Here is a 13997-nt window from a genome sequence, read left to right as displayed (position 1 = left end):
TGACAGGGCTCTGACCGTCCACTGACAGCGCGGCCGGGCCGCTGTCAGGGGCCGTCAGCCGCTGTCGGCCACCGCACGCAGGCGGTCGAGCGCCTCCTGCCGCGGCGTGGCGGCGCCCAGGCCGTACGCCGTGTCGTACGCCGCGCGGCCGAGCCGCCGCACGAGTTCGGCGGTGAGTTCGCGCAGCTCGGAGTCGCCCTCGTCGAAGGCGCCACGGATGGCCCGGCTCGTGCCGAGCGCGGTGACCGCACCCGCCGCGTCGCCCTCCGCCAGCAGCAGCTTGGCCAGTTGCTGCGCCGCCGGGGCGGCGTCCCGGTGCGCGAAGGCGACTTGTACGGTCCTGGGCAGCAGCTCCCGAGCCCGTACGGCGTCGCCGGCCGCCAGGAGGTTGGCCATCCTGGCCGGCACGGTCCAGTCCGCCACCGCTTCGTCGGCCAGACAGGCCGCTCGGCCGATCGCCGTCATCCGGTCCAGTTGCCGGTCTGCCTCGTGCAGTTCCCCGGCGCGGCGGTGCAGGTCGGCCCGGCAGGCCAGGGCCCCGATGCGCAGGAGGTCGTCGCCACGTTCTCGGGCCGCCTGTTCGGCGGTGTCGATGTCGTGCCGGGCGCCCGTCAGGTCGCCGCCGCGCATCCGTTCGGCGGCGAGACCGAGCCGGTACTGGATCTCGTCCTGGGGTACGAGGGCGAGACCGCGCCGGTAGGCGGCGACCGCCTGGTCGTGCTCGCCACGGATGGAGTGCACCTGTGCCGTGCCGGCCAGCGTCATCGCCGTGCACAAGGGGTCGCCCGCCGCCTCGAACTCGCGCAGAGCGGCGGCCGTGGCGCTCACCCGGCCCGCCCAGTCGCCGCGGTCGTGCCGCGTGAAGGCTTCCACCAGGTACGTGCACCCGACGGCCCACCGGTCCCGGCGCCCGCGCACCTCCCGCGTCAACTGCCCCACCGATTCGTCGAGGCCGTACAGAAAGCCCGTCGGCAGGATCACCAGGAGCAGCATCGGGTAGCGCTCCAGCGCGCCGGTGCGCGCACAGTCCTCGATCAGGGCGCGCACCCGCTCGGCGTCGGGGGCCGGGCCGCCCGTGCCGGTCAGGAGGCGGATAGCGGTGAAGGCGGCACGGGCGTCCGCGGGCAGCGCGTCGCCCAGTTCGCACACTCCGGCCACGAGGGCTTCGGCCCGTGCGTCATGACGCAGCGTGTTCCAGTACCAGTAGAGCGGGCCGACGAGCCGGGTCGCGGCGTCCGCGTCCCCTGCGTCGACGGCCGTCCGCAGCGCGAACAGCAGGTTGTCGTACTCGGCGGTGAACAGCGCGAAGGAGTCCTGCTGGCGGGCGGAGCGCAGCAGCGGCTCGTGCTCCGCGGCCACGTCGGCGAAGTGCCGCACGAGGCGACCCCGGACCGCTTCCCGCTCGCCCGCCCGGAGGAGCCGCTCCGCCGCGTACGCCCGTACCGTCTCCAGCATCCGGTAGCCGTCCCCGGTCCGCTCCACGAGAGACTTGTCGACCAGCGAGCCGAGGAGGTAGGGGATGTCCCCGGCCGTCAGCGTCCCGCCCGGACAGACCGCCTCGACGGCCTCGGCTCCGGCCGGTGCCGGGAAGACCGCCATCCGCCGGGCCAGCGCCTGTTCCTCGCCGGTCAGCAGCTCCCAGCTCCACTCGATCACCGCGTGCAGTGTGCGCTGGCGCGGCTGGGCCGCCCGGTTGCCCGTGGACAGCAGCCGGAACCGGTCGTCGAGCCGCCGGGCGACCTGTTCCGCGCTCATCGACCGCAGCCGGGCGGCGGCCAGTTCGAGGGCGAGCGGCAGGCCGTCCAGCCTGCGTACCACCTCGGTCACCGCGCCCAGGGCGGACGCGTCAGGGGTGAAGCCGGGGCGTACGGCCGTCGCCCGGTCGACGAAGAGCCGTACGGCGGCCGACGCGGCGGCCTCGGCCGGGTCCGCGCCCGGGGGCGGCAGGGGCAGCGGGCCGAGGCGGCAGAGCGACTCGCCCATGACGTCCAGGGGTTCCCTGCTGGTGGCCAGGACGGTCAGCCGCGGGCGCCGTTCGAGGATGCCCTGCGCGAACGCGGCGACGGCGTCGACGGCCTGCTCGCAGTTGTCCAGGACGAGTACGGCCGCGCCGCCGCCGAGCAGTTCGGCCACCTGGTCCAGCGGTTCCGTACGGCTGTCGCCGGGCGGCCGTGGCGCGTTCGGGGTGCTGAGCGTCCCCAGTACCGCGTCGGTCACCTCGTCGGAGACGCGCGCCGCGGCCAACGGGACGAGCCACAGCCGGCCCTGCCGGTGGGCCCGGTGCCGGGATGCCGCCTCCACGGCCAGCCGGGTCTTGCCCACGCCGCCGGGGCCGACGACCGTGACCAGCCGGGAGGTCTCCAACAGGCTGTCGAGCAGCGCCGTCTCGCGATCCCGGCCGACGAACGAGGTGAGCCGGGCGGGTAGCCGGCCGGGCGCCGGACCGGACCGTACGACGGGTGGCTCCGCGCCGCCGCGCAGCACGGCGAGGTGGGCTTCGCGCAGTTCGGGCGAGGGGTCGACGCCCAGCTCGTCGGCGAGCCTGCCGCGGACGTCCTCGAACACGGCCAGCGCGTCGGACTGCCGGCCTGCGGCGTGCAGCGCGCGCATGCGCAGCGCGGCGGGCCGTTCCCGTAGCGGATGGTCCGCCGACGCCGCCTCCAGGTCGGCCAGGACTCCGGTGTGGCGGCCGAGTCGCAGCTCCGCCTCGCAGCGGTTCTCGAACGCCGCGTTCCGCAGTTCCTCCAGCCGGTCCCCGGCCGGGCCGGCGAACGGGGCCTCCCGTACGTCGGCCAGCGCGGACCCCCGCCACAGCGCGAGCGCCTCGCCGAGCAGCGAGGACGCCTCCTCGGGTGACCCCACGGCGAGTTCCCGTCCGCCGCGGGCCGCCAGCGCTTCGAAGCGGGCGGCGTCCACGTGCTCCTTCGGTACCGCGAGGCGGTACCCCGCCCCCGACGACTCCAGCAGTTCACCGTCGGGGAGGGCTTTGCGCAGCCGGTAGACCAGCGCGTGCAGCGAGTTGAGCGCGTCGGCGGGAGGCCGCGTGCCCCACAGTCCGTCGATGAGCGCGGCGGGTGTCACCATGTCGCCCGCCGTCAGGGCCAGTCGGCCGAGCAGCATGCGTGGTCTCGCGCCCCCGATGCCGACCGGTGCCCCGTCGCCGTCGAAGACCCGTACCGGTCCGAGCACCGCTATCCGCATTCCCACCGGCCCAGTATCCCCCGGGCCGGTGGGCGCGCGGTGCGACGGGGAGCGACGCGGCGGCCGGGGTGCCGTCGGCGGCCGGTATGCCGTAGGCGGTGTTCGCCGTGCGGGCTTTCCGGCGCGCGGAGTCGGTTGCGTCGAAGCTTGGGTGCTTGGGGGCCGAATCTTTGCGGAAACGTTCACGCACCGCACCCGCCTTCCGGCTTTCGCGTAACCACTGTTCACCCGGCGGCCTTTCGGCAATGCTGGTCCGGCCGTGACTTTTCGGGCAGCGAACCACCTCGGGGGAAGCGTGTTCTACAAACGCGAAGTGATCAATGTCCAGGTCAGCCGACGGGTCCTCTGGGTCGGTACCGCGGCGTACCCGTTGCACAACATCGCCTGCGTGACGACGGTCAAGCTGAAGCCCGGACTCTGGCTGATCCTGAAGCGCGTCGGCCCCTGGGGCTTCGCGGTGTGCGCCGTGTTCATGGGAATGCTGCTGTACAGCACCGGCGGGCGCGTAGCACTCGCGATGCTCGTCGGCCCGCCCGTGCTCGCCGGCGCGGCCGTGCTGGTCGTCTCGGTCCTCGTCCGGCTGATCATGGCGGCGACGCGGAGTACGCTGCACCGGCTCAACATCGAGACGGCGGGCGCGCCCTACGCCGTACTGACGAGCCCCGACAAGAACCTGGTGGCGCAGATATCGCACTCCATCATGGCTGCGATCGACAATCCGCAGGCTGAGTTCCAATTCCAGGTGGAGAACTTCCACATCGGCGACAGCATCAAGCAGTTCGGCAATCAGAACACGGGCAAGGTGACCCGATGAACGAAATCCCGTCGCACTTCGGCGACAAGATATTTCAGATCGGCGACGGTAATGCGGGCAAAGTGCAGGGGCCGGTGACGTACGGCAATGTCGTGAAATCGCAACTGGCCTGGGGCGACGGCGCGGAGAACACCGCCCGGAAAGCCGGACGGAAGATCGCTCCGGAATTCGAGGTCCTGGTCGAAGCCGTCGCCGACACCCTGCGCCAGTTGCCCTCCCTGGCCGTCGCGGAAGAGGTTCTGGAAGACGCCGCGGCCATCGAGGCGGCCATCCTCGACGAGGCCGGCCGGGACCAGCCGGACCGCGGCGCGGTGCGGCGCGCGGTGGCGGCGCTCAAGGGGTATCTGGCCCCGATCGCCGTCGCGCGGTCGCGGCCGGTGCCGCCGCGGGCGGTGACGAGACGGCGCGGGCGCTGATCGAGCGCCTCACTGATGCGTTCTGAGGACGTTGCGGACGTGCCGCGAGGGGGCGCCCAGGTGCGTCGATGTGCGTCACATCCGGCGCGTAGGAGTTCAGCAGGCGAGGAACGCGGCCCCCGGGTAGCGCGCGGTGTACGCCGCGCGCACCGCCGCCTGGGCCCGCCGGTCGCCGGAGCGCCGGTTGACCCGTATGACAAACAGCTCCTCCGGCGTCTTCACGGCCGGCATCCCCGACAGCCGGACCGTGTCCGGGGAGGTCCACGGCGAGGGCCCGGTGGCCGCGCGAGGCCGGCTCGCGTACGGCTCCCGCCCAGTCGGCGGACGAGCCGTAGCCGCCGTGGACCAGGACGAAAGCCGGTGAACCGGCATCGTGGGGCAGTGGCACGGCGGACCTCCCTGTACGCGGGATGCCGACACGCGCGGTGCAGGCCGGTTTGGGGCCGGCCTGCCGCGCCCACCCTACGTTCGCGCGCCCGCGCCCGCTTCCGGAGGCCACCTCGCGGGCGCGGACCGGCTGCCCGTACGCCGCTTCCTCAGCCCCCGCACACCCCGTCGCAGTTCTGCTGCCACAGCCACCCGCAGCCCGAAGCCTGCGGGGTGCAGGGCACGGAGTTGCCGCATGAACTGCAACCGCTGGCACCCTTGTGGCAGTCGCAGTTCATCAGCAGGCGGGAGGTGCCGGGGGCGGCCGGGGCGGGCGAATCGGCCGGGCCGAGCACCCCGAGCGCGGCGAACGACACGTCGGGGCCCAGGACCGCCACCGACTCTTCCCGCAGCCGGTCGGCCTCCGCCGCCGGCCAGGCGCCGGTCCCGGCGAAGAGGGCCGGCACCGCCGCTGCGACCTTCTCCAGCATCGCCGTCCGCGGCCCCGACAGCTCGGGGTGCGCCGCCCGGTAGCGCTGTACGTGCTCCAGCCACAGGCCGGCCTTCGCACGGTCCGGGACACGGGCGTACACGGCCCTGCGCTGCGGCATCGGCAGCGCGGTCACTTCTCGGTAGCCGGTGGGGAGCCGTTCGAGCCCGGCGGCCCACTCCTCGGCGGCGGCAGCCGTCATCCGGCGTCCGGGCGAGGCCATGGCCGGAGCGGCCAGGCCGCCGGAGACGAGGAACGCGCCCAGCGCCAGGCCCGGCACGGCCTTGAGCAGTCTGCGCCGGTCACCGTGTACGAGCACGTCGGTCCGGTTCAGGGCCCGCACCACCCGCAGGGACCCGGCCGGCCCGAGCAGACGGCACAGCCGTACCGACAGCGCCGGGCCCGTCCACGCCCGTACCCGGTCCCCCTGCACGGCCAGCAGCGTGGGGACGAACGGCGGGTCGTCGCCCAGCGCCTGCCGCCGCAGGGCGCGTACGGGTGCGTCCCCGAGCCCCGCCATCGTCAGCCGGTCGTCCACCAGGCCGCCGATCTCCCCGGCCACCTCGCTGCACGCGCCACAGCCCGCGTCGAACGCCAATAACCACTCCGTCATGGCCACTCCCCTGCTCGCACCGGCACTGCCGCCCCATGCATACCCGGCTTCCCCGCGCACCAGCCCCGTCGGCACGCACCGGGTTCAGGCACGGAGTTCACGTACCGGGTTCAGGCACGCGGTGCGGTGTCACGGGGCGTCAGGAGCATCCGGATGTCGTCGCGCGCCCAGAGCACGAAGCGTTCGACCGGTGTCACCCGGTGCCCCGGCACGGGCCGGAAGCGGAAGCGTTTGAGCAGCACGGCCAGCACCAGTTCGGCCTCGACCACGGCGAGACCGGCGCCCTCGCAACTGCGCGGCCCGATGCCGAACGGGATGTAGGCCAGCCGCGACCGCCCGGCCACCTCCTGCGGGGTGAACCGCTCGGGGACGAACTTCTCGGGCTCGGGCCAGTGGTCGGGGTTCATGTGCACGGCCCAGAACGGGTAGAAGACCGTCGTACCGGCCGGGAGTTCATGGTCGCCCAGGACGAGCGGTCCGGTCGTCTCCCGCGCGCCGTACGGGCCGGGAGGGTACAGCCGCATCGCTTCCTTCAGGACCATGTCCAGGTAGGTGAGGCGCCGCAGGTCGGCGTACTCGGGCACGGCGCGGTCACCGAGTACGCGGTCCAGTTCGGCGGCGACCCGCTCGGCCGCCTCGGGGTGGCTCCCCAGGAGGTGCAGGGTCCAGGAGACGGCGACTCCGGTGGTGTGGTGGGCGGCGAGCAGCGTCACCATGACGGTGTCGCGGATGCGCGCGGGCCGCTCGCCGGCCTCGACGAGCGCCCCGATGAGGTCGCTGCGGTCCGCGCGGCCCCCGGAGTGGTGCGCCGCGACCACCCGGTCGACCGTCGCGCGCAGGTAGGCGAGGGCCCGGTCCGCCCGCTCGGCGCGTTCCTCCCGTGTGCCCGGCACCGGTACCTGGTAGAGCCGTCCCAGGTACTCGGTGAGCACCTCCTCGAAGGCCGCGACGACGCCGTCCGGGTCCGCGGCCTCGCCTTCCAGCGCGTACGCGCAGATCATCCGCAGCGACAGCGCGGTGAGGTCCTTCTGCAGGGCCACGGGCCCGTGGCCTGCCCGCTCGGCCCAGTGGTCCGCGAGTCCGGCCGCGAGCGCGGCGAACCGTGCGAAGTGCCGCTCGTGGGACGGGCGGCCGGCCAACACCGACAGCAGGACGCGCCGCCAGGGAGTGTGTTCCTCGGCCGGCAGCACCTGCAAGTTGCCCGCCTCGCACAGCGGGGCCAGGAACTCGAACAGCCGTTCCGGCCGTTTGTCGAGGTGGGCCGTGGCTTCCAGCAGTACGGGGTCGGCGACCGACACGGCCGTCTCCGCGCCCGGCAGTTGGAACCGCACGACGGGCCCGTACTCGGCGTGCAGCCGCAGTTGGTAGATGTGCAGTCCGCCCGCCGCGGCGACCGCCCCCACCCCGCCGTCCGGCCGGGGCTCGGGTCCAGGGATCCGCATGCCAACGCCTCCTGACTGACAGCCCGGCCCCGCCGTGCGGAGTGGCCCGCGCGGCGGGAGTGAACCTCCATCATCGTCCGTATCGGCGGTGGGAAGGAGGCGGTGGCCGATCGGAGGCGGTGGTGGCGGCCGATCAGGTGGACGTCCGTTCCGCTGACCGTGTAATGCCTCCACCCGAGTCGGCCCCCGCCATCTCCTTGGCGACAGGGCTCGACGAGACCCGCAAGGCCACGACGTCGGCGCCCGAGTCCTTGGACCTGCCGCACGATCTTGTCGACGCCGTCCGGCACTTTCGCGCCACCGTGCCAGGTGTTCAGGCTCATCCCCTTCAGGGCCCCCGCGGCCTTCCCGGGCCGCGGTGAGGCGCCCCGTTCCGTACCGGGCCGCCCCAGGTCTCCCGTGCGGCTCTCCAGCCGAGGGCCCAGGGGCTCGAACCGGCCACCGGGCCCGGCGAGTGGATCTGTCGCAGGACCGTGACGAGTCGTACCGACATGACATGTTTGAGCCGGGGCAGTGCCGGTGTGCTGCACGGCAGGATCGCTGGTGACAGGCTCCCGCGGGCCGTGGGCCCGTACTGCACACATCCCGCGCCCTGTCAGCGGCACCAATCGAGACAACCCCACAGACCTCTCTGTTGCGGTGGCGGGAACACCTCTACGCTGATGTGCGCAGTCGGTTCGCGCCACTCTCCGTGGGGCGTCGTAAGAGGGAACCCGGTGGGAATCCGGGACTGTCCCGCAGCGGTGAGTGGGAGCGAAAGCCGCCGATACAGCACCGCACCCGGTCGAAGGGTGCGGGAAGCGGTGGCCGGTAGTTGTTGCCGGAAGGCCCGGCCGACATGCCCATGAGTCCGGATACCTGCCACTGCGCGCGTGCGAGCGAGAACGGACGCACGCGCTGTCCACAGTGACCGCGAGGGCTGGGTCGGTGGTACAGGCGGAGCCACGCGCGTCCCGGCGCGGCCGCCCTCTCACTCACCGGTCGAAATCCTCGGACCGGGTGCGGCGGGAGAGGGCGTGTTCGTGACCGAGGAATACCGCAGGCGATGTCTCCGGGGCGGCCGACGGCCGGGTCCGGCACGGCCGTTGTACGGTGCCCGATGCTGACCACACCCGACGGCGGCCCGGCACGGTGGGTCTCCGGCGTCTGCCAGGGGACGCTGGGCGAGCTGTTCCAGGGCCCGCTGCGCCCCGGCGGCGAGGCGGACATCGCGATCGTCTCGTTCCCCGTGGACCGTCACTCCTGGGTGTACTTCTCGCCGGGCGCCGGGCCCGACGACGAACCGTCCGACGCATCGCCCGACCGACCGCTTCTCGGCGCGAAGGCGGCGACGGCCGCGCGGCTCTTCCTGGAGCACTTCGGCCTGACGCTGCCGCCGGGACGCTGGAGCACCCACTCGGACCTGCACGTCGGAGTGGGCATGGCCAGTTCGACGGCGGACATCGTGGCGACCCTGCGCTGCCTGTTCCGGGTCTTCTCACTGCCGTACGACACCGGGGCCGTCCGCCGCGTCCTGTCGGCGATAGAGCGGGCCGACAGCGTGTTCCTCGACGAGTTCGCGCTCTACCTGAGCGGACGGCACCGGGTCGTACGGCGGCTGGGCACCGGCATCGGTTTCCACACCGCTTTCGTCATGGAGCCGGGCACGGTGGACACCGCCGCGGTCACGCCGGTGCTGCGGCGGCACTACCGGCGCTGCGCCAGGGAGTACGAGAGGTGCCTGACCGACCTCCTGAAGGGCTTCGCCTCCGGCGACCCGGCAGCCGTGGCCCGGGCCGCGACCTTCAGCAGCGTGCTGTCCCAGGAGGTACTGCCCAAGCACACCTTCGAAACCGTGCTGGCCCACCGCGAGGAGTTCGGGGCGGACGGCGTCTTCGTCGCCCACACCGGATCGCTCGTCGGTTACCTCTTCAGCTCCCGGCCGGCGCCGTCCCTGAAGGGCGAGCTGTCCGCCTTCTTCCGTTCGCTCGGTCACCAGTGCTCTTTCGCCCAAGGAGGCTACGCGTGACGACACATCCCCACATAGCCGACGCCCTCAAGATCCCCGACCTCGTCCGGCTGACGGACGGCATGGTGCTGCTGCGGTTCGAGTCGATGAAGATCTACTCCGCGCTGGCGGCCGTCCGGCAGCTCCTCGACCGGGGCACCGTCCGTACCGGACAGACCCTGATCGACAGTTCCAGCGGCATCTACGCCTACGCCCTCGCGCTGGCCTGCCACCGCTACGGTCTGCGCTGCCACATCGTGGCCTCGACCACCGTGGACGCCACCACCCTCGCCCAGTTGGAGATACTCGGCGCGACGGTCGAGCAGGTCAGACCGTCGAAGAACCTCAAGCTCGATCAGGAACTGCGGGTCCGGCGGGTACGGGAGATCCTCGCCGAACGGCCCGGCGTCCACTGGATGCGCCAGTACCACGACGACATCCACTACCTGGGCTACCAGGAGGTCGCGGACCTGGTGACCGCGGCCCTGCCGGACCGCACCCTGACGGTCGTCGGCGGCGTCGGGTCGGGCGCCTCGACCGGCGGCCTCGTGAAGCATCTGCGCCGCCGGGATCCCGGCGTCCGGCTGGTCGGGGTGCAGCCGTTCGGCAGCGTCACCTTCGGGAGCCAGGACCACCACGACCCGGAAGCCATCATCGCCGGAATCGGTTCCTCGATCCCCTTCGACAACGTCCGCCACCACCTGTACGACGCGGTGCACTGGATGGACTTCACCCACGCCATGTCCGGCGCCGTCGCGCTGCTGCGCGAGCACGCCGTCTTCGCCGGGCTGTCCACCGGCGCCGCGTACCTGACCGCCACCCACGAGTCCCGCCGCCACCCCGACCGGCTCCACCTGGTGATCGGTGCCGACACCGGCCACCGCTACGTGGAACGGGTCTACGCCCGCCACCGGGAGGCCGTGGACCTGGCCGCACTGAAGCCGACGGAGGTCGGCAGCCCCGAGGAGATGTCCATGCCCTGGTCGACGATGGCGTGGAACCGCGCCCCCTGGCCGTCCCGCCGTGAGGAGACCCGCGCATGACCGTGGTCTGCCTGGAATCGCTCACCTTCGGGCTGGGCCACCTGACGCGCGCCGCCGCCCGGCTGGGCGAGCCGCTGCGGCTGCTGACCCGCGACCCCGCGTACTACGCGTACGAGTTGGAGCGGCTGCCCGCGGGCGCCCTCGACGTGGTGGAGACCGACACCTTCGACACGGAACTGGTGGCGGAACAGCTCGCCCGTACTCCGGACCTGCGGGGGCTGATCAGCTCGACCGACACCTGGATGCTGGTCGGCGCCGAACTCACCGCCCGCTTCGGGCTGCCCGGCCTCGGCCCGGAGGTGCTGCGGCTGACCCGGGACAAGGCCGCCGTACGGGACCGGCTGTTCGAGGCCGGGCTGACCCGCGCCCGCGCGGCGGAGGCGGACAGCGGCGACCCGGCAGCGGCCGCGCTGCTGGTGAAGGCGGTGGGCCTGCCCGCGATCCTCAAGGACACCGCGGGCACCGGAAGCCAGAACGTCTGGCTGGTACGGGACGAGCGGGAGCTGGACGCGGCGCTGGCCGAGGCCGCCGGGCGGCAGCTCAAAGGCCGCCTGTTCGCCGAACCGTACTTCTCCGGGCCGGTGTACAGCGCGGAGACCCTCACCTGGGCGGGACGGACCCGGCTGCTGGGCGTCTCCAGCCGTCTGATGTCGCCCGAGCCGCACTTCCGGGAGGAGATCACCGCCTTCCCCGTGGCCTTCCCGCAACCGCGCCGGGACGCTCTGGAGCAGTGGCTGGACGGTGTGCTGGCCGCCGTCGGCTACACCGACCGGTTCGCCCACGTGGAGTTCGCCCTGACCACGGCCGGTCCGGAAGTGGTCGAGATCAACCCGCGGATCGGCGGCGCGCTCGTCGGTGAGGGGCTGTGCCGGGCCCTCGGCGTCAACGTGTACGAGGCGATGGTGGAAGCGGCCCTCGGCAGCCGTCCCGGACTCATGGACGCGGAGCTGCCCGGCGGCCCCGCCTCGGCCTTCGTCCTCGGATACCCCGAGAAGCCAGGGGTGTTCACCGGTGTCGACGGACTCGACCGGCTGCCGGACATGCCGGGTTCCCCCGCCTGGTACCCGGTCAAGCGGACCGGCGACCCCGTCGAGCACCTGGGCGACAGCCGGGGTTACGCGGGCATCGTCTACGCGGAGGGCGAGACGGCCGAACTGGCCACGCACCGCGCCGTCGCGGCGGCCAACGCCGTACGGGTGCGGACGGAGCCGTTCCATGCGGGGGACGCGACGGGACCGGGGAACGCGGCAGACGCGACCGGCACGGCGGACATGGCAGCGAACCAGGCGAGCCAGGTCGGCCAGGTGGGCCAGGACTCCAGTGACTGAACGCACAGGCGACGGTCCGGGGTTCCGCACCGCGCTGTCCACCCTCACCGGGCCGCTGCGCTTCCTGCTGCTCAGCTCCTTCCTCATCCCGCTCGGCAGTTTCATGGTCCTGCCGTTCATGTCGGTCTTCCTGCACGAGCGGCTGGGGATGGGGCTCGGGGCGGTCGGTGTGGTGCTGGCCGCCGCGTCCCTCGTGCAGTTCTCGGGAGGAGTTCTCGGCGGGGCGCTCGCCGACCGGGTGGGGCTGCGGCGCACGATGCTGTGGGCGCTGGTGGTGCGTACGGCGGGCTTCGCGGCGTTCCTGGCGGCGCTGCGGTGGCCGCCGGTGGCGGTGGCGGCGCTGATCCTGACCTGCTGCGGCGCCGCGCTGTACCTGCCCGCCAACAAGGCGTACCTGGTGCACGGTGTGGCCGAGGAGCGCCGGCCCGCGTTCCTGTCCGCGGGCAACGCGGCGCTCAACGCGGGGATGGCCGTGGGCCCGCTCGTCGCGGGGCCGTTCGTGCTGTCGTCCCCCGGCCCGCTGTTCCTCGTCGTGACGGCGCTGTTCGCCGTGGTGGCCGTGGGGCATGCGCGTCTGCCGGCGGTGGGGCCGGAGAAGGACCGGTCCAGCAGCGCACCGGCGTCCGGCCAGGGCCTGCTCACCGGTATCGCCGTCCTCCCCTTCGTCGCCAACGGCCTGGCGTTCTACCTCTACTTCCACTTCCAGCACTACCTCGCCGTGTACGCCGTCGAGCGGGCCTCCAGCGAGTTCTACAGCCTGGTGCTGCTGACCTGCTTCGTCCTGGTCATCGTCGTCCAGCCGCTCGCGTCGGGCGCCATCCGGCGGATGAGGTACCCCGTCGCGCTGGCGATCGGGTTCGCGGGCCTGGCCGCCGGGATGGCGGTCCTGGCAGCCGGTACGCGGACCGCCCTGCTGGCGGGCGGTGTCCTCATCACGCTCGGCGACATCGTGCTCTTCCTCAAGAACGACCTGGAGGCCCTGCGCCGCAGTCCGCGCTCGGACGCCGTGGTCTTCGGACAGCAGCGGCTCGCCGCCGGCCTGGGCGCCTGTGCCAGCGGCGTGCTGGGCGGGCAGCTCTACGGCTTCGGCGAACGCGCCGGGCACGCGGGCTGGTTCTGGCTGTTCGCCGCGGCCCAGTGCGTCCTGCTGCCGCCGCTCCTGCTCGCCCTGCGGCGCGGGCGCGGCACCGCTCCCGCCGACCTCACCCCCACCACCCCCCGCACGGACCTCACCGACCTCACGGAAGGAACACCGGTACCCGATGACGCACACGGGCGGATTCCAGGACGATGACTTCTGGACCGAGTTCTACGACTTCCTGTTCTCCGACGGGCGCCACGCCCAGGCCGAGGAGCTGCTCGACACCTCTCCCCTGCTGGCCTTCCCGGCCGGGGCCCGGGTGCTGGACCTGTGCTGCGGCCCGGGGGTGTTCACCGTTCCGCTCGCGCGCCGGGGATTCGGTGTGACGGGTGTGGACCGCAGCCCGGCGATGCTGGACCGCGCCCGGAAGCGGGCCGCCGACGCCGGAGTCTCCGCCCGGTACGTCCAGTCCGACATGCGGGAGTTCACCGAGCCCGGGGCCTTCGACGTGGTTCTCAACATGTTCACGTCCTTCGGCTATTTCGAGGACCCCGCCGACAACGCCCGTGTGCTGCGCACGATGCACGACTGCCTGGCGCCCGGCGGGACCCTGCTTCTGGACATGGCCGGAAAGGAACTGCTGGCCCGTAAGGTCACCCCGCCGAAGGTGGTGCAGCGCGGTGACGACCTGCTGGTGCAGACCGACACGGTGCTGGACGACTGGGCACGGTTGCGCAGCGACTGGGTGCTCGTGCGGGGCGACCGGGTGACGCGTACGAGCCTGGTCTGGTTCGTCTACAGCGCCGTGGAGTTGCGGCGGATGGCCGGGGAGGCGGGCTTCCAGGAGGTCGAGGTCTTCGGTGGCTTCGACGGCCGCCCGTACGACCAGGACGCCGAACGGCTGGTGCTCCGGGCGGTCCGCGCGGCGTGACCGGGGCGCCGGGCCGCACGGCCGGCCCGTCGCCCGCACACCGTAGACGGCGCGCGGAACCGTACGCGCGCCCTTTGCCCCCGGTCCGACCGACCGTAATATCACCTGGTCATCACCGCGACGGGAGACAGGAAGCCGGTGCGATTCCGGCGCGGTCCCGCCACTGTGACCGGGGAGTGACCCTTCATCAGGCAGATCGGGCCACCGCGCGCGGCGCGGGAAGGCCGGGGGGACGTCGATCCGGGAGTCAGGACACTGGCCTGTCGCGGGCCCGTTCCGAGGAGC

The 13997-nt window shown here is 72.9% G+C and carries 11 protein-coding genes, 1 pseudogene and 2 riboswitches; of the genes and pseudogenes, 7 read left to right on the top strand and 5 right to left on the bottom strand.

Annotated elements, in window-relative coordinates; all coding sequences use genetic code 11:
- Positions 1-54 precede the first annotated feature (54 nt).
- Positions 55-3201, bottom strand: coding sequence for an AfsR/SARP family transcriptional regulator (locus ACZ4QV_RS37455; RefSeq protein ID WP_361637511.1), 3147 nt, complete (start codon positions 3199-3201; stop codon positions 55-57).
- Between the two features lie 313 nt (positions 3202-3514).
- Between ACZ4QV_RS37455 and ACZ4QV_RS37450 the strand changes: the two genes are divergently transcribed.
- Entirely contained in the window at positions 3515-4015 is a 501-nt protein-coding gene (locus tag ACZ4QV_RS37450; RefSeq protein ID WP_361590701.1) for a DUF6232 family protein, read from the top strand.
- Positions 4012-4431: a hypothetical protein gene (locus tag ACZ4QV_RS37445; RefSeq protein WP_361590698.1), complete on the top strand. Its 420-nt coding sequence runs from the start codon at positions 4012-4014 to the stop codon at positions 4429-4431. Before ACZ4QV_RS37450 ends, ACZ4QV_RS37445 begins: the two co-directional genes overlap by 4 nt.
- Before the next feature lie 96 nt (positions 4432-4527).
- Here ACZ4QV_RS37445 and ACZ4QV_RS37440 read toward each other — a convergent pair whose 3' ends face one another.
- The 4 genes and pseudogenes from ACZ4QV_RS37440 to ACZ4QV_RS37425 form a co-directional block, all read right to left on the bottom strand.
- Positions 4528-4653 (bottom strand): hypothetical protein, encoded by a 126-nt coding sequence (locus tag ACZ4QV_RS37440; RefSeq protein WP_361159305.1) that lies wholly within the window; start codon positions 4651-4653, stop codon positions 4528-4530.
- Between the two features lie 34 nt (positions 4654-4687).
- Positions 4688-4819: pseudogene (locus ACZ4QV_RS37435) on the bottom strand (alpha/beta hydrolase); the annotation flags it as partial.
- Between the two features lie 148 nt (positions 4820-4967).
- On the bottom strand, positions 4968-5900 hold the full coding sequence (locus ACZ4QV_RS37430) for a bacteriocin fulvocin C-related protein (protein ID WP_361590695.1): 933 nt from the start codon (positions 5898-5900) through the stop codon (positions 4968-4970).
- 110 nt (positions 5901-6010) lie between these two features.
- On the bottom strand, positions 6011-7342 hold the full coding sequence (locus ACZ4QV_RS37425) for a cytochrome P450 (protein WP_361159311.1): 1332 nt from the start codon (positions 7340-7342) through the stop codon (positions 6011-6013).
- 655 nt (positions 7343-7997) lie between these two features.
- Positions 7998-8222: riboswitch (cobalamin riboswitch) on the top strand.
- A gap of 219 nt (positions 8223-8441) precedes the next feature.
- On the opposite strand from ACZ4QV_RS37425, the gene ACZ4QV_RS37420 reads away from it, so the two are divergent.
- From ACZ4QV_RS37420 to ACZ4QV_RS37400, 5 genes are read left to right on the top strand one after another with little or no spacing between them, the layout of a single operon-like run.
- Positions 8442-9350 carry a GHMP family kinase ATP-binding protein gene (locus tag ACZ4QV_RS37420; protein ID WP_361159314.1) on the top strand — a complete coding sequence of 303 codons (909 nt, stop codon included), beginning with the start codon at positions 8442-8444 and terminating at the stop codon, positions 9348-9350.
- Positions 9347-10372 carry a cysteine synthase family protein gene (locus tag ACZ4QV_RS37415; RefSeq protein ID WP_361159316.1) on the top strand — a complete coding sequence of 342 codons (1026 nt, stop codon included), beginning with the start codon at positions 9347-9349 and terminating at the stop codon, positions 10370-10372. The genes ACZ4QV_RS37420 and ACZ4QV_RS37415 overlap by 4 nt, the downstream gene beginning before the upstream one ends.
- Positions 10369-11700 carry an ATP-grasp domain-containing protein gene (locus ACZ4QV_RS37410; RefSeq protein ID WP_361619509.1) on the top strand — a complete coding sequence of 444 codons (1332 nt, stop codon included), beginning with the start codon at positions 10369-10371 and terminating at the stop codon, positions 11698-11700. Before ACZ4QV_RS37415 ends, ACZ4QV_RS37410 begins: the two co-directional genes overlap by 4 nt.
- Positions 11693-12994, top strand: coding sequence for an MFS transporter (locus ACZ4QV_RS37405; RefSeq protein WP_361590687.1), 1302 nt, complete (start codon positions 11693-11695; stop codon positions 12992-12994). Before ACZ4QV_RS37410 ends, ACZ4QV_RS37405 begins: the two co-directional genes overlap by 8 nt.
- Positions 12963-13712: a class I SAM-dependent methyltransferase gene (locus ACZ4QV_RS37400; RefSeq protein WP_361159324.1), complete on the top strand. Its 750-nt coding sequence runs from the start codon at positions 12963-12965 to the stop codon at positions 13710-13712. The genes ACZ4QV_RS37405 and ACZ4QV_RS37400 overlap by 32 nt, the downstream gene beginning before the upstream one ends.
- 94 nt (positions 13713-13806) lie before the next feature.
- Positions 13807-13990, top strand: a riboswitch (cobalamin riboswitch).
- The last annotated feature ends 7 nt before the right edge of the window (positions 13991-13997 follow it).

The organism is Streptomyces sp. NPDC026394 (genome assembly GCF_055567735.1).
Note: the sequence above shows the minus strand (reverse complement) of the source record. Positions and strands in the feature narration are given on the sequence as shown.

Coding starts and splice junctions, on each gene's coding strand:
- ACZ4QV_RS37455 (WP_361637511.1), bottom strand. CDS start 3,201: ATGCGGATAGCGGTGCTCGGACCGGTACGGGTCTTCGACGGCGACGGG.
- ACZ4QV_RS37445 (WP_361590698.1), top strand. CDS start 4,012: ATGAACGAAATCCCGTCGCACTTCGGCGACAAGATATTTCAGATCGGC.
- ACZ4QV_RS37430 (WP_361590695.1), bottom strand. CDS start 5,900: ATGACGGAGTGGTTATTGGCGTTCGACGCGGGCTGTGGCGCGTGCAGC.
- ACZ4QV_RS37425 (WP_361159311.1), bottom strand. CDS start 7,342: ATGCGGATCCCTGGACCCGAGCCCCGGCCGGACGGCGGGGTGGGGGCG.
- ACZ4QV_RS37420 (WP_361159314.1), top strand. CDS start 8,442: ATGCTGACCACACCCGACGGCGGCCCGGCACGGTGGGTCTCCGGCGTC.
- ACZ4QV_RS37410 (WP_361619509.1), top strand. CDS start 10,369: ATGACCGTGGTCTGCCTGGAATCGCTCACCTTCGGGCTGGGCCACCTG.
- ACZ4QV_RS37400 (WP_361159324.1), top strand. CDS start 12,963: ATGACGCACACGGGCGGATTCCAGGACGATGACTTCTGGACCGAGTTC.